Source organism: Streptomyces radicis (assembly GCF_003626575.1).
GTDB classification, from domain to species: Bacteria; Actinomycetota; Actinomycetes; order Streptomycetales; family Streptomycetaceae; genus Streptomyces; species Streptomyces radicis.
Window position 1 is genome coordinate 78,580 of record NZ_RBDY01000019.1, and the last position, 14,281, is coordinate 92,860.

Sequence of the window (14,281 nt, forward strand, 5' to 3'; positions counted from 1 at the left end):
GTCGTCAACGGCCGGGCGCCGTCGCGTTGCTCGTAGACTCGGGTGCCGTGGACACCACCCTTCACGACCCGCTGATCGGACACGTTCTCGACGGGCGCTACCGCGTCGACGAGCGGATCGCCGTGGGGGGCATGGCCACCGTCTACCGGGCGCTTGACACCCGGCTCGACCGGGTGCTGGCCCTGAAGGTGATGCATCCCTCGCTGGTGGGCGACGCGGCGTTCACCGAGCGGTTCATCCGGGAGGCCAAGGCCGCGGCCCGGCTCGCCCACCCCAACATCGTGGGGGTGCTCGACCAGGGCAGGGACGGGGGCCATGTCTATCTCGCGATGGAGTATGTCGCGGGCTGCACCCTGCGGGACCTGCTGCGCGGCCGGGGCGCGCTCCAGCCGCGGGCGGTGCTCGACATCATGGAGCCGATGCTCGCGGGGCTGGCCGCCGCGCACCGCGCGGGCCTGGTGCACCGGGACATCAAGCCGGAGAACGTGCTGATCGGCGACGACGGCCGGGTCAAGGTCGCCGACTTCGGGCTGGTCCGCGGCGTGGACAGCCAGACGTCGGCCACCACGGGGTCGGTGCTCGGCACGGTGTCGTACCTGGCGCCCGAGCAGATCGAGGGCGGCGCGGTGGACACGCGCAGCGACGTCTACGCGTGCGGCCTGCTGCTGTACGAGATGCTGACCGGCGCGAAGGCGCACCAGGGGGACTCCCCGGCGCGCGTGCTGTACGCGCGGGTGCACGAGGACGTTCCCGCGCCGTCGGCCGCGGTGCGGGGGCTCGCGCCCGAGCTCGACGGCCTCGTCGCCGCGGCGGCGGCCAGGGTGCCGGGGGACCGGCCCGCGGACGCGGCGGCGATGCTGGGCCTGGTGCGCGCGGCGCGGGCCGCGATGACCGATCAGCAGCTCGACGCGCAGCCGCCCGCGTCGGCGCTCGCGGGCGCGGTGGGCTCCGAGGACCTCACGCGCAAGGTGCCGCGGGTGCCCGTGGGGGTCGGCGCACGGGGCGACGGGCCGCATGTCACCAGCCGCATCGAGCTTCCCGACGGCGCGTCCCTGCCGCCCGCGGCCCCGCCGGGGCGCCGGGTGCGCGCCGGCGTGCGCGGGTGGCTTCCGCGCCGTCGGGCGCTGCCGTTGATCGCGCTCGTGCTGCTGCTCGTGGCCGGTGGCGTGGGGGTCTGGTACATCAACTCGGGGCAGTTCATGCGGACTCCAGGGGTCTACGACCTGACCGTCGACGAGGCCACCGCCGAGCTGCGGGACGCGGGCCTGAAGGTGCGGATCGAGGAGGGCTTCTCCGAGACCGTCGAGCCCGGGCATGTCATCGCGACGGATCCGGAGCGGGGCGAGCGGATCAGGAGGAACGCCACGGTGACGCTCACCGTCTCGCTCGGCCCCGAGATCGCCGAGGTGCCCAACGTCAGGGGGATGCCGCTCGACGAGGCGGAGGCCGAGCTGCGGGGCGCGGGGCTGACGCCGGGCGAGGAGGAGTGGGTCTTCTCCGACGAGGTGCCGCGCGGCTCGGTGCTGGAGACGGACCCCGCCCCCGGCGAGGAGCGCCGCCCCGACTCGGCGGTGCGCCTCGTGGTGAGCAAGGGCCCCGAGATCGATGTGCCCGATGTGACCGGGATGTCCGAGAGTGTGGCCAGCGCGCGCCTGGAGAGCGCGGGCTTCGAGGTCGACGTCGAGCCCCGGCGCGTGTACTCCGACGAGGAGGCGGGCACGGTCGCCGCGCAGTCACCCGGCGGCGACGAGACCGCGGCCGAGGGCGACACGGTCCACCTCACGCTCTCCCGCGGCCCCGAGATGATCGAGGTGCCCGACGTGGGCGGCATGAGCGCGGGCGAGGCCAGGGACACGCTCGAGGACGCGGGCTTCGAGGTGAACCTCAACCGGATCTTCCTGCTCGGCAACGTCTTCAACCAGTCCCCCGAGCCCGGCGACCGGGCGCCGCGCGGCTCGACCGTGACGATCTGGGTCAACTGACCCGCCGGGTGGTGGCGGCCGACGGCCGTCGCCACCGGGTGTCCCGTTTCATCCCGTGCGCCCTGTGAACCACGTCATGAGACGCACATCACATACGACTCCGCTTAGTGCTCAGGGGTCTTCCGCCATTTCCGCCGCCGGGCCCGGGAATTCCCGTCCGGCGGCTTTCTCGTTTCCCGGGGCATTCCTCGGCGAACACTATGTCGCCTAGTACAAGGGGACATTGCGCGCCGATTTTGAGTGCTGTTACGAAGGGCCATCGCAATCCGCCCCCAGCACGTCCCCCAGCACGTCCCCCGAAGACGAGGTCCCCTGAAATGCCCGCTCATCGCAGAACATCCACGCTCCGCAGGACCCGATTGCGGCGAACGACCACCGCGACGCTCGCCGCCGCCGGTGTGTGCGCCCTGGCCCTGTCGGCGACGCCCGCCGCCGCCGACACCAAGTCCGCCGTCCAGGTGGCCAACTCGCGCGCGGTGGCGTGGGATGTGAAGGCCGCCGATCTCCCGGGACACCGGCAGCCCGTGGCCGAGGTCCCCGAGGTCGCCCAGACCGCCGAGCTGGCCGCCGGCACCGAGTCCGCGCTGGCCGACGCGGTGGCGGAGCAGCGCACGTTCGCCGCCGAGAGCGCCAAGCAGGCGGAGTGCGAGGAGCGCGAGGCCGCCGCCGAGGCCGAGCGGCAGGCCGAGGAGGAGCGGCTGGCCGCCGAGGAGCAGCAGGCCCAGGAGGAGGCGGAGGCCGCCGCCGAAGAGCCCACCGCCCAGGCCGCGCAGGAGCCCGAGGCCGCCCCCGCGGCGCCCCAGGCCCCGGCCGCCGAGCCCGCGCAGGAGGCCGAGCCCGAGGCGCCGACCTATACCGACGATCTCGACGGATGGATCCGCGAGGCCCTCGACATCATGGCCGCGAACGGAATTCCCGGCACCTATGACGGACTTCACCGCAACATCATCCGCGAGTCGAGCGGCGACCCCAACGCCATCAATCTCTGGGATATCAACGCCATCAACGGAACGCCTTCCATCGGCCTTCTCCAGGTGATTCAGCCGACGTTCGACGCCTATCACGTCGAGGGCACGCCTTATGACATCTACGACCCGGTGGCCAACCTGGTCGCGGCGGCCAACTACGCGTGGGACCGCTACGGTTCGATCGACAATGTCAACGGTCCCTACTGATCCGGTCGTTCGGCTCCGTTCCGCGCCCGGTGGCACGCCGGAGCGGTGACCGCTCGCGACCGTGATCCGATCGGCGGCCAGCCCCCGTGAGCCGGGGGCCGGCCGCCGTCGGCGTTCACAGGTCGGGGCCTTCGCCCTCCCGCTCCTGATACGAGTACCGCTGCTCGCGCCAGGGGTCGCCGACGTTGTGGTAGCCGCGCTCCTCCCAGAAGCCGCGGCGGTCGGCCGTCATGTACTCCACGCCCCGCACCCACTTGGGGCCCTTCCAGGCGTAGAGGTGCGGCACGACGAGGCGCAGCGGGAAGCCGTGCTCGGCGGTCAGCAGCTCGCCGTTCCTGTGGGTGGCCAGGATGGTCCGCTCGGCGGCGAAGTCGGCCAGCCGCATGTTGGCGCTGTAGCCGTACTCGGCCCACACCATCACATGCGTCGCGGCGGGCGCGGGCGGGGCGAGGCCGAGGATCGTGGCGCCGGTGACGCCGCCCCACTCGGAGCCCAGCATGGTGAACTTCGTGACACAGTGCAGGTCCGCCACGACCGTCTCGTGGGGCAGCGCGGAGAACTCCTCGTGGGTCCAGCAGCGCTTGTCGCCGTCCGCCGTCGCCCCGAAGACGCGGAACTCCCACCGCTCGGGCCTGAAGCGCGGCACCGGGCCGTAGTGGGTGACGGGCCAGCCGCGTTGGAGCCGCTGTCCCGGGGGGAGTCGGTCCGCGTCCGAGCCGGTCTCCTCCCCCGCACGGCGCTCCGGCTGACCCATGCCCTCCATGGTGACAGACCCGTTCCCACGCCTCGCACCGCCACCCCGCCGCCCGTGTCCACGGGGTGAAACCCCTGGTCACCGGCCTGATTCGGTAAGCCTTCGCTTACTGGACTGCGAGCCGCGCCGGTGCCACGATCGCGAACGACGGGACATACGAGCGAGAGAGAACCGGACGCGCGACGCCGCCTGGCGTCGCCGTATGAAGCCGAATGAAGCCGAATGAAGCCGAGTGAATCGGTGTGAATCGGTGTGAAATCCGAGTGAAGGAGTGCTCAGCCATGCAGGGCGACCCCGAGGTCATCGAGTTCCTCAACGAGCAGCTGACCGCCGAGCTGACCGCCATCAACCAGTACTTCCTGCACGCCAAGATGCAGGAGAACTTCGGCTGGCCGAAGCTGGCGGCCTACACCCGCGCCGAGTCGATGGACGAGATGCGGCACGCGGAGGTGCTGACCGACCGCATCCTCTTCCTCGAGGGGCTGCCGAACTACCAGCGGCTCTTCCACGTCCGCGTCGGGCAGACGGTCACCGAGATGTTCCAGGCCGACCGGCAGATCGAGGTCGAGGCCATCGACCGCCTGCGGCGCGGCATCCATGTGATGCGCGGCAAGAGCGACATCACCTCGGCCCGCATCTTCGAGGACATCCTGGCGGACGAGGAACACCACATCGACTATCTGGACACCCAGCTTGAGCTGCTGGAGAAGCTGGGCGAGTCGCTGTACATCGCGCAGCAGATCGAGCAGCCGAAGGAGGCGTGAGCGGGCGGGCGGACCACGGGGCGCGGGCGCGCGTTCACACGAGGGAGACACCAGGGGCGACCCGGCGCGCCACGGCGGACGCCGTGACCGGCTCGCGGCGGGCGCAACCGTCGCGGCCGAGCAGGCCCTGGATCCTGCGGACGCACGAGCCGCAGTCCGTCCCCGCGCCGCACTCGGAGGCGATCGCCCGGGGCGTTCCCGCTCCGGCGGCGGCGTGCTCCCGCACCTGCTGCTCCGTGATGCCGAAGCACGAGCAGACGTACACGCTTCTTCCCCTCCGGTGGTCAACTGAGGTAAGGCTCACCTTACCTTCCCACCGCGGAGCGGCAACAGTGCCCCGGGCTGTGGCTCACGCCACCCCCCGGGGCACCGCCCGTTCAGCGGATGAACGGGCCGCTACGCCCGGTACATCTCCGCCACGAGGAACGCCAGGTCGAGCGACTGGCTTCGGTTGAGCCTGGGGTCACAGGCCGTCTCGTACCGCTGGTGCAGGTCGTCGACGAGGATCTCGTCCCCGCCGCCGACGCACTCGGTGACGTCGTCGCCGGTCAGCTCGACATGGATGCCACCGGGGTGCGTGCCGAGCGCCTTGTGGACCTCGAAGAAGCCCTTGACCTCGTCGAGCACGTCGTCGAAGCGCCGGGTCTTGTGCCCCGACGCGGCCTCGAACGTGTTTCCGTGCATCGGGTCGCACACCCACGCCACCTGGGCGCCCTCGGCGGTGACCCGCTCGACGAGCGCGGGCAGCCGGTCCCTGATCCGGTCCGCGCCCATGCGCGTGATGAACGTCAGCCGCCCGGGCTCCCGCTCGGGATCGAGCCGCTCGATCAGCTCGAGTGCCTCATCGGCCGTGGTCGTCGGGCCCAGCTTGACGCCGATGGGGTTCCGGATGGAGGCGGCGAACGCGATGTGCGCGCCGTCGAGCTGCCGCGTACGCTCCCCGATCCACACCATGTGCCCCGACACGTCGTACAGCCGCCCGCTGCGCGAGTCCACGCGGGTCAGCGCGGCCTCGTAGTCGAGCAGGAGCGCCTCGTGGGAGGCGTAGAACTCCACCGAGTGGAACTCCGCGGGGTCGGCGCCGCACGCCTTCATGAAGTTCAGCGCGTTGTCGATCTCGCGGGCCAGCGCCTCGTACCGCTGGCCCGAGGCCGACGTCCGCACGAAGTCCTGGTTCCACGCGTGGACCTGGTGCAGGTCGGCGTAGCCGCCGGTGGTGAAGCCGCGCACGAGGTTCAGCGTGGCGGCCGAGGCGTGGTACATCCGCCGCAGCCGGTCGGGGTCGGGCACGCGCGCCTCGGCGGTGAACTCCGCGCCGTTGACCGAGTCGCCCCGGTAGCTGGGGAGGGTCACGCCGTTCCGCGTCTCGACGGGCTTGGACCTGGGCTTGGAGTACTGCCCCGCGATCCGGCCGACCTTGACCACGGGCACCGCGGCGGCGTAGGTCAGGACCGCGCTCATCTGGAGCAGCGTCTTGAGCTTGGCGCGGATCTGGTCGGCGCTGACCTGGTCGAACGCCTCCGCGCAGTCCCCGCCCTGGAGCAGGAACGCCTCGCCCCTCGCGACCGCGGCCATCCGGCCGCGCAGCTGGTCGCACTCGCCCGCGAAGACGAGCGGCGGATAGCTTTCGAGGTCCGCGGTCACCTCACGCAGAACCCCGAGATCCGGGTAGTCGGGCTGCTGCGCCGCGGGCAGGTCTCGCCAGGAGCTGGCGATGGAAGTGCTGCTTTCAGCGTTCACGGTCACGAGCCCAGGTTACGGGGGGCCGCCACCCGTTTGCCCACGCGGTCGGGGAGTGAGACGGCTCCGGCGCGTGCGCCGGAGCGTGCCGTACAGTGTGCGCATGTTCGCGCAGCACACCCGCAGCTGGTGGTGGACCGCTTCCGAGGCGGCCACCTGACTGCGCGATCCCGCAGGACCATCGCGAAGGCCGCCCCGAGGGGCGGCCTTCGGCGTTCGACGCGGCCGTCCCCTCCCCGATCCCCGGAAGGGAACCCCGTGTCCGACCCCCTTGTGTCCGACCTCTTCGCCGACCTCTTCGCCGACCTCGAGGCGGGCGGGACCCCGTTCGCCCTGCTGCGTCGCCGCCCGCCGGGCCGCGACGCCGACCTGGTCGAGGTGCTCACCGGGCCCGTCCGCGACATCGAGCGGCTCGCCGACCTCCCTGAGCACCCCGGCGCGCTGGCGCTCGTGCCGTTCCGCCAGCTCGCCGAGCGCGGCTTCGAGGTCACCGACGACGGAACGCCGCTGAGCGTCCTGCTGCCCGACGCGGTCGCCGAGGTGCCGCTCGACGCGGCGCTGGCCGCGCTGCCCGCGCACGAGGTCACGGTGGCCGACGGCGGCTTCGACGTCCCCGACGACGCGTACGCCCGGATCGTCGGGGACGTGCTCGCCGACGAGATCGGCTCGGGCCAGGGCGCCAACTTCGTTCTCAGGCGCACGTTCACCGGGCGGATCGAGGGCTTCGGGCGCCGGGACGCGCTGGCCCTCTTCCGCCGCCTCCTGCTGGTCGAACGCGGCGCGTACTGGACGTTCGTCGTGCACACGGGGCGGCGGGTGCTCGTCGGGGCGAGCCCCGAGGTGCACGTCAGGATGAGCGGCGGCACGGTCGTGATGAACCCCATCAGCGGCACCTACCGCTACCCGCCCGAGGGGCCGAGCGTGGCGGGGCTGCTCGCGTTCCTCGACGACCGCAAGGAGATCGAGGAGCTGTCCATGGTCGTGGACGAGGAGCTCAAGATGATGTGCGCGGTCGGGGACCGCGGCGGCCTCGTCGTCGGGCCCCGGCTGCGCGAGATGGCCCATCTGGCGCACACCGAGTACGAGTTGCGCGGGCGCAGCACGCTGGACGTGCGCGACGTGCTGCGGGAGACGATGTTCGCGGCGACGGTCACGGGCAGCCCCGTGGAGAACGCCTGCCGCGTCATCGCCCGCCACGAGCGGGGCGGGCGCGGCTACTACGCGGGCGCGCTCGCGCTGCTCGGGCGGGACGCGGGGGGCGCGCAGACGCTGGACTCGCCGATCCTGATCCGCACCGCGGACATCGACGTGGCGAGCGGCCGGGTGCGGGTGCCGGTGGGCGCGACGCTGGTGCGCGGCTCTGACCCGGCGGGCGAGGTCGCCGAGACGCACGCCAAGGCGGCGGCGGTGCTCTCCGCGCTCGGCGCGCGGCCCGCCGCCGACCCGGGCGCCGCGCCCGCGCCCGCGCTCGCCGAGGATCCCCGGGTGCGGGCGGCGCTGGCCGGGCGGCGGGCGCGGCTGGCGCCGTTCTGGCTGCGGATGCGGGAGGAGGAGACGCCGGTCCCCTCGGCTCCCGCCGCCCCCGAGGTGCTCGTGGTGGACGGGGAGGACACGTTCACGTCGATGCTGGCGCATCTGCTGCGCTCGACGGGGGCGCGCGTGCGGGTGGTGCGCTACGACGCGCCCGGCGCGCGGGAGCGGGCGCTGGCGCATCCCGGGCCCGTGGTCCTCGGGCCCGGTCCCGGCGACCCGAACGACGCGTCCGACCCGAAGATGCGGCTGCTGCGGTCGCTGACGGGCGCGCTGCTCGCCGCGCCGGGGCGGCGCGGGGTGATCGGCGTGTGCCTCGGCCATGAGCTGATCGCGGCGGAGCTGGGGCTGCGGGTGGTGCGCAAGGGGGTTCCCTTGCAGGGGGCCCAGGAGGAGATCGACCTCTTCGGGCGCGCGGAGACGGTGGGCTTCTACAACTCGTTCGTGGCGCGGGGCGAGCCGGTGGCTCCCGGGGTGGAGCTGAGCGCGGACCCGGCGACCGGCGAGATCCACGCGCTGCGCGCGCCCGGCGTCGTGGGCGTCCAGTTCCACCCGGAGTCGGTGCTGACGCTGAACGGCCCAGGGATCGCACGCCAGTTGCTTGCCGCGGTGGCGCCTCCGGCGAGGTCCACGGGGCCCGGCCTCCGGCCGGGATGAACTCCCCCACCCACCCACCCTCCCCGTCCCCGACGGCAAGCCCGCCCCCGGCGCGGGAGGCACCGCCTTCGGCGGAGGGGAGGCGCACGGCCCCCGGCAGGGGTGGGCTCCCTCGCGGGAGGCGATCCGCCTTCGGCGAGGGAGGTCCGCCTTCGGCGGGAGGAGGTTCGCCTTCGGCGAGGGCGCGGCGGCCGGGGCTTGGCGCCCGCCCGCTCTCCCCCGCCCCTGGCGGAGAGCCGCACGGCCCAGCCGCCAGGCCGCAGCCGTCCCCGGCGACAAGAGGCCCAGGCACCGGCCGACGATGTTCGCCCCCGGGCGGGAACCACACGGCCTTGCCGCAAGCGGCAGCCACCGCCCGATAGGACGCCCCAGCCGCCAGGCCGCAACCGCCCCCGGCAGCAGAGGCCCACCCCCGGCGAAAACGTCCGCCCCCGGATCGGAAGCGCCACACAGCGGCAAAACGCCCGGCTGCCAAGCCGCAACCGCTCCCGCGGCAGGGCCCCGCCCCGGCAGGACGGCCCCGTCGCCAAGCCACAACCGCCGCCCGCAGCAGAGGCCCGCCCCCACCGGCCAGGGGACCCGGTCCTCCGGACCGGAAGCGCCACACGGCGGCAAGACGCCCCCGCCCCCAGACCGAAACCGCCACCGGCAGCAGAAGCCCACCCCCGGCCGAGGACGTTCACCCCCCGCGGCAAAGCGCACGGCCACCAGACCGCACGCGCCTCCCCCGGCAGAACCGGAAGCGCCACACGGCGGCAAGACACCCCGGCCGCCAGGCCGCAGCCGTCCCCCGCCGCGGGGGCCCATCCCCCGGCCCGGAAGCGCCGCACCGCGGCAAAGCGCCCGGCCGCCAGGCCGCAGCCGCCGCCCGGCAGGGCACCTCGGCCGCCAGGCCGCACCCCCCGCCCCCGGCAGGGGGCACCAAGACCGGAGAGGGTCCGCCCCCGGAGGGGGCGCGTCGGGGCCAGCGCAGCGTCAGTCCGTGTCGAGGCCCGTCTCTATCGCGTAGCGCACCAGCTCCGCGCGGTTGTGGAGTTGCAGCTTGCCCAGGGTGTTCTGCACATGGTTCTGCACCGTCCGGTGCGAAATCACCAGGCGTTCGGCGATCTGGCGGTAGGTCAGGCCCTTGGCCACGAGCCGCAGCACCTCGCGTTCCCGTTCCGTCAGGTGCGGAACCGGTGTGCCGTTCGCCGTCGTCGGGGGTGGGGACGTGGCCAGCCTGCGGTACTCGCCCAGGACCAGGCCCGCGAGGCCAGGGGTGAACACCGGGTCGCCCACCGCCGTGCGCCGCACCGCGTCCACCAGCTCCGCCGCGCTCGCGGACTTCACCAGGTAGCCCGTGGCCCCGGCCTTCACCGCCTCGAGAACGTCCGCCTCCTCGCCGCTGGCCGAGAGCACCAGCACATGGAGGCCCTCCTCACCGGCCAGCTGGCGGCAGACCTCGGCGCCCGGCAGCCCGGGGAGGTTGAGGTCGAGGACCAGCACCCGCGGCCTCACCGCCCTGGCCCGCCGCACCGCGCCAGGCCCCTCGCCCGCCGTGGCCACCACGTCGAGACCGGCCTCCGTCAGGTCGCGGGCCACCGCGTCCCGCCACATCGGGTGGTCGTCGACGACCATCACCGTGATCCGTTCCTCGCTCACACCCTCGCTCCCTTCGGGATCCGCCCCTTCGGGATCCGCAGCTCGACCTCCGTGCCCTGGCCCGGCACCGACACCCACGCCGCGCTGCCGCCCAGCTCGGCCAGCCGCCCCCGTATCGAGAGGGCCGCGCCGAGCCGCCCCTCCGCCTCGGCCGTGGCCAGGCGCCCCTCGGGGATGCCGGGGCCGTCGTCCCGCACGGTCACGAGCACCTCGCCGTCCTCGTCCTCGAGCAGGATCCACGCCTGGGCCGAAGGGCCCGCGTGGCGGCGGACGTTGTCCAACGCGGCGGCCACCGCCGCCGTCAGCTCGCGCGCCACGGGCGCGGGCAGCAGCACGGGCTCGCCGGGCCCCGCGTAGGTGACGCGCTCGCCCGCGCCCGTCGTTCCCGCGAGCAGCGTCCGCAGGTCGGTGCCCGCGGACGGGGCCGCGTCCTCGCGCGGCGCCCCGCCGCCCACGAGCGCGCGCAGCGCCCGTTCCTGCTCGCCCGCGAGCCTGCCGAGGTCGGCCGCCTCGCCGCCGATCGCGGTGCCACGGCGCTGCACCATCGCGAGCACCTGGAGCACGCTGTCGTGGATGTCGCGGGCCAGGCGCTCCCGTTCGCGGGTGGCCGCCTCGATGCGCAACGCCTTGGCCAGGGTCCGCTCGCTGGCCCGCACGACCTCGACGACATAGCCGATGGTGATCGCGGCCAGGCACACCAGCAGGCTGTTGTGCAGCATCGGCCCCGAGAAGTCGCCGTCCTCCACCATGTTCGCGGTGCCGACCACGACCGACGCCACCGCGGCCCAGCGCCAGCCGCCCTTGAGCGCCACGGCGAGCACGGGCCCCGCCACCCAGATCGTGGGCAGCGTGGGGCGCACGGCGTTCGACGGGTCGGCGAGCGGGCTGAGCAGGATCCCGACGATGCCCACCGCGAGATCCGCCACCAGGAAGCGCGGCGAGCACGCCTCCGCGCCCCGCACCGCCCCGAACGTCAGCAGTGTCCACGCCGCGAGCGCCCCCAGATACGCGATGGCCACCCCTGGCCGCCCGTAGTCCCCGTACGCGATGAGGAACAGCGTCACCGCGTACCCGAGCGTCAGCACCCGGTACGCGGTCAACGCGCGCCACATCGGCAGCTCCACGGCTCCCGCCGTCGGCTCCCCCGCCATCGTTCGCCCTCTCACCCCTTGGACGCCCCTTCGGGCTCCCCCTCGGATCCGCCGCCCTCGTCCGCCCGCTTCGCCTCGTCCGCCAGCATCCGCTTCGCCGCGGTGGCGTAGATGTCGACATACTCCTGCCCGGAGAGCTTCATGATGGCGTACATCACCTCATCGGTGATCGAACGCAGGATGAAACGATCCCCCTCCATCCCCTGGTAGCGGGAGAAGTCGAGGGGCGCGCCGATCCTGATGCCCGGGCGCATCAGCTTGGGGACGACCTTGCCCGGCGGCTGGATCTTCTCCGTGTCGATCATCGCCACCGGCAGCACCGGCGCCCCCGTGGCCAGCGCGACGCGGGCGAGACCGCCCGGCTTGCCGCGGTAGAGCCTCCCGTCGGGGGAACGCGTGCCCTCGGGGTAGATCCCGAACAGCTCGCCGCGCTCCAGCACCGCTATGCCGCTCCGTATCGCCGCCTCGCCCGCGCCCCTGGCGCCCGAGCGGTCCACCGGCAGCTGCCCGACGCCCCTGAAGAACGCCGCCGTCAGCCTGCCCTTGACGCCGGGGGAGGTGAAGTACTCCGCCTTGGCGATGAAGGTGACCTTGCGGTCGAGGACCGCGGGCAGGAAGAACGAGTCGGAGAACGACAGATGGTTGCTCGCCAGGATCGCGGGCCCCTCGGCGGGGACGTGCTCCTTGCCCTCCACCCATGGCCGGAACACGACCTTCAGCCCGGCCCCGACCGATACCTTCATCGCCCCGTACAACACCCCGCGACCTCCTGTCTGTGCGCCTGACCTTACTGGGCACCGGCGCCCATGGCGCCCGGTCGAGACGCCCGCGTAGGGTGACAGACGCCGCACACGCGGATCCCGTGGAGCCGAGGACATACGGAGTCGAGCCGATGCTGCTTCTTCCCGGAGCCGAGCCCTTCACGCACGACGGCTCGTCCACCGGCGTCCTGTTCTGCCACGGCTTCACCGGCACCCCGCAGTCGCTGCGCGCCTGGGCGGGGCACCTGGCGATACGCGGCATGACCGTATCGCTTCCGCTGCTCCCCGGGCACGGCACCCGCTGGCAGGACCTTCAGCGCACCGGCTGGCAGGACTGGTACGCCACGGTGGACCGCGAGCTGAACGAGCTGCACCGCCGCTGCGAGCAGGTGTTCGTGTGCGGCCTCTCGATGGGGGGCGCGCTGGCGCTGCGCCTGGCGGCGCGCCGGGGTCAGGCCGTCAGCGGGCTCGCGCTGGTCAATCCGGCGATCACATTTCCGCGGATCCAGGGCTACGCCCTGCCGGTGCTGCGCCATCTGCTGCCGACCGCGCGGGGGCTGATCTCGGACATCGCGAAGGACGGCGTGCGGGAGACCGGCTACGAGCGCGTCCCGCTGCACGCGGCCCACTCGATGCGGGCGCTCTTCGCCCTGGTGCGGGCCGAACTACCGCAGGTGACACAGCCGTTGCTGGTCATGCACAGCCGCGTCGACCACGTGGTGCCGCCCTCGGACTCCGCGGCCGTGCTGGCGGGCGTGTCCTCCGTGGACACGACCGAGCGCGTGCTCGAATCCAGCTTTCATGTGGCCACCCTGGACCACGACGCGGAGCGTATCTTTCAAGAGACGGACGCCTTCATCACCCGGCTCGCGACAAGGAAGACTGCCCGTGACGGAACGTGACCAGGAGCGCGGGGACGGCCGCGACCCGATCGACGAGGAAGCCGCCTGGGCCGAGATCGTGGCCGGGTACGGGGATGAGCCCGCCGATCCCCCCGGGGTCTGGCCGCTGGGCTCGCCCGCCGTGGAGGAGGACAAGCTCGACGTCGGTGACACCGTCGAACGGGTGCACCTGGCCGAGCCGCCCACCGTCGAGGGCCCCAGGGACTGGGAGGCAGCCGAGGACGAGGAGGACGACCACTTCGTCCCGCCCGACCCGCCGCCGCTGCCCGAGACGGACCTCGCGACCAAGCTGGCGTGGGTCGCGGTCCTCGGCGGGCCGCTGCTGCTGATCGTGTCCGTGCTGCTCCAGCGCAGCATGACGTGGTGGATCGTCACCCTGGGCGTGGGCGGGTTCCTCGGGGGCTTCGCCACGCTGGTGAGCCGGATGCGGGACGGCAGGGACGACGACTGGACGGACCCGGGCAGCGGCGCGGTCGTCTGAGGCCGCGGTCGCGGCGGTCCCGGGGCGCGCGCCGCGGGTCAGGGGGCCCGAAGGCGCAGCCGCGCCAGCACCGGCAGGTGGTCGGTGGCCGCGACGAGGTCGGCCCTCGGCAGGGCGTCGGGGACCCCGCAGCCGAGGACGGTGATCCCGGGGGTGCACAGCACCGCGTCGATCCGCCGGGCCGGTGCCGCCGACGGCGAGGTCGGCTCCCCGCCCTCGGGCGCGGCGACGCGGGCGTCCACGAGCCGCTCGGTCAGCAGCCGGAACGCATGCCCTTCGGGCCCCTCGTTGAGGTCCCCCGCCAGCACGCCATCGGGCGCGCCCAGGCGTTCGAGGCGCTCGCGTACGAGCGGGGCGTGCCGGAGGCGTTCCGCGGCGCTCAGGCTCATGTGGCAGCTTGCGACGGCGAGGCGCGCGCCGTTCGCGAAACGGAGCACGGCCGAGGCCACGCCCCTGCGGTGCAGCCCCGGCGTGAACGGCAGCGTCGAGTCGGCCGTGGCCACGACGAGCGCCCTCGGCGCCGCCAGGATCATCGGCCCGCACGCCGTCGCGCCGCCGGTGACGTACATCAGGCCCGTGGCCCGCGCCAGCCGGGCGGCGCGGGCGCGCCACCCGGCGAAGCGCGGCGCCTCCTGCACGCACAGCACGTCGGGCGCACAGGCCCGGACGACCCGGGCGAGCGCGGCCTTGTCGTCGCGCAGGGAGCGGACGTTGTAGCTGAGCAGCCGGATGTCCACGGCCCC

General features: G+C 73.6%; 13 protein-coding genes. 6 read left to right on the forward strand and 7 right to left on the reverse strand.

Features of this window, described 5'->3' with window-relative positions:
* The first annotated feature begins 47 nt into the window (after nt 1-47).
* Nucleotides 48-1,982, forward strand: a complete 1,935-nt coding sequence (gene pknB, locus D7318_RS22115; RefSeq protein ID WP_120698919.1) for a Stk1 family PASTA domain-containing Ser/Thr kinase — start codon at nt 48-50, stop codon at nt 1,980-1,982.
* A gap of 359 nt (nt 1,983-2,341) precedes the next feature.
* Nucleotides 2,342-3,157 carry a transglycosylase SLT domain-containing protein gene (locus D7318_RS22120; protein WP_230423957.1) on the forward strand — a complete coding sequence of 272 codons (816 nt, stop codon included), beginning with the start codon at nt 2,342-2,344 and terminating at the stop codon, nt 3,155-3,157.
* Nucleotides 3,158-3,272: 115 nt separating this feature from the next.
* Here D7318_RS22120 and D7318_RS22125 read toward each other — a convergent pair whose 3' ends face one another.
* Nucleotides 3,273-3,911 carry a sulfite oxidase-like oxidoreductase gene (locus D7318_RS22125; protein ID WP_120698921.1) on the reverse strand — a complete coding sequence of 213 codons (639 nt, stop codon included), beginning with the start codon at nt 3,909-3,911 and terminating at the stop codon, nt 3,273-3,275.
* Nucleotides 3,912-4,192: 281 nt separating this feature from the next.
* Here D7318_RS22125 and bfr point away from each other — a divergent pair, with 281 nt between their 5' ends.
* Nucleotides 4,193-4,675 (forward strand): bacterioferritin, encoded by a 483-nt coding sequence (gene bfr / locus D7318_RS22130; RefSeq protein ID WP_120698922.1) that lies wholly within the window; start codon nt 4,193-4,195, stop codon nt 4,673-4,675.
* Between the two features lie 34 nt (nt 4,676-4,709).
* On the opposite strand, the gene D7318_RS22135 is transcribed toward bfr, so the two are convergent.
* Together D7318_RS22135 and D7318_RS22140 are read right to left on the reverse strand one after the other, a co-directional pair.
* On the reverse strand, nt 4,710-4,940 hold the full coding sequence (locus tag D7318_RS22135; protein WP_120698923.1) for a (2Fe-2S)-binding protein: 231 nt from the start codon (nt 4,938-4,940) through the stop codon (nt 4,710-4,712).
* A 131-nt stretch (nt 4,941-5,071) separates the two neighbouring features.
* Nucleotides 5,072-6,421 carry a class II 3-deoxy-7-phosphoheptulonate synthase gene (locus tag D7318_RS22140; protein ID WP_120698924.1) on the reverse strand — a complete coding sequence of 450 codons (1,350 nt, stop codon included), beginning with the start codon at nt 6,419-6,421 and terminating at the stop codon, nt 5,072-5,074.
* 267 nt (nt 6,422-6,688) lie between these two features.
* Here D7318_RS22140 and D7318_RS22145 point away from each other — a divergent pair, with 267 nt between their 5' ends.
* Nucleotides 6,689-8,602, forward strand: coding sequence for an anthranilate synthase family protein (locus D7318_RS22145; RefSeq protein ID WP_120698954.1), 1,914 nt, complete (start codon nt 6,689-6,691; stop codon nt 8,600-8,602).
* 975 nt (nt 8,603-9,577) lie between these two features.
* Here the strand turns inward: D7318_RS22145 and D7318_RS22150 are convergent.
* From D7318_RS22150 to D7318_RS22160, 3 genes are read right to left on the reverse strand one after another with little or no spacing between them, the layout of a single operon-like run.
* A complete protein-coding gene (locus tag D7318_RS22150; protein WP_183091565.1) occupies nt 9,578-10,219 on the reverse strand; it encodes a response regulator in 642 nt (213 codons plus the stop codon).
* Nucleotides 10,220-10,239: 20 nt separating this feature from the next.
* Nucleotides 10,240-11,394: a MacS family sensor histidine kinase gene (gene macS, locus D7318_RS22155; protein WP_120698926.1), complete on the reverse strand. Its 1,155-nt coding sequence runs from the start codon at nt 11,392-11,394 to the stop codon at nt 10,240-10,242.
* A gap of 11 nt (nt 11,395-11,405) precedes the next feature.
* The gene (locus tag D7318_RS22160) at nt 11,406-12,137 is read right to left on the reverse strand and encodes a lysophospholipid acyltransferase family protein (RefSeq protein WP_230423958.1); all 732 of its coding nucleotides are present in this window, start codon (nt 12,135-12,137) and stop codon (nt 11,406-11,408) included.
* Between the two features lie 149 nt (nt 12,138-12,286).
* Here D7318_RS22160 and D7318_RS22165 point away from each other — a divergent pair, with 149 nt between their 5' ends.
* Complete coding sequence (locus tag D7318_RS22165; RefSeq protein WP_120698928.1) at nt 12,287-13,057, forward strand: alpha/beta hydrolase; 771 nt, start codon at nt 12,287-12,289, stop codon at nt 13,055-13,057.
* A complete protein-coding gene (locus D7318_RS22170; RefSeq protein WP_183091562.1) occupies nt 13,044-13,538 on the forward strand; it encodes a hypothetical protein in 495 nt (164 codons plus the stop codon). The genes D7318_RS22165 and D7318_RS22170 overlap by 14 nt, the downstream gene beginning before the upstream one ends.
* A gap of 38 nt (nt 13,539-13,576) precedes the next feature.
* Here D7318_RS22170 and D7318_RS22175 read toward each other — a convergent pair whose 3' ends face one another.
* Nucleotides 13,577-14,275, reverse strand: a complete 699-nt coding sequence (locus tag D7318_RS22175; RefSeq protein ID WP_329604623.1) for an endonuclease/exonuclease/phosphatase family protein — start codon at nt 14,273-14,275, stop codon at nt 13,577-13,579.
* Between the last annotated feature and the right edge of the window lie 6 nt (nt 14,276-14,281).

Bases quoted from the DNA above. Each gene is read 5' to 3' on its own strand.
- D7318_RS22125 (WP_120698921.1), bottom strand. From the start codon at position 3,911: ATGGGTCAGCCGGAGCGCCGTGCGGGGGAGGAGACCGGCTCGGACGCG.
- bfr (WP_120698922.1), top strand. From the start codon at position 4,193: ATGCAGGGCGACCCCGAGGTCATCGAGTTCCTCAACGAGCAGCTGACC.
- D7318_RS22150 (WP_183091565.1), bottom strand. From the start codon at position 10,219: ATGGTCGTCGACGACCACCCGATGTGGCGGGACGCGGTGGCCCGCGAC.
- macS (WP_120698926.1), bottom strand. From the start codon at position 11,394: ATGGCGGGGGAGCCGACGGCGGGAGCCGTGGAGCTGCCGATGTGGCGC.
- D7318_RS22160 (WP_230423958.1), bottom strand. From the start codon at position 12,137: ATGAAGGTATCGGTCGGGGCCGGGCTGAAGGTCGTGTTCCGGCCATGG.
- D7318_RS22165 (WP_120698928.1), top strand. From the start codon at position 12,287: ATGCTGCTTCTTCCCGGAGCCGAGCCCTTCACGCACGACGGCTCGTCC.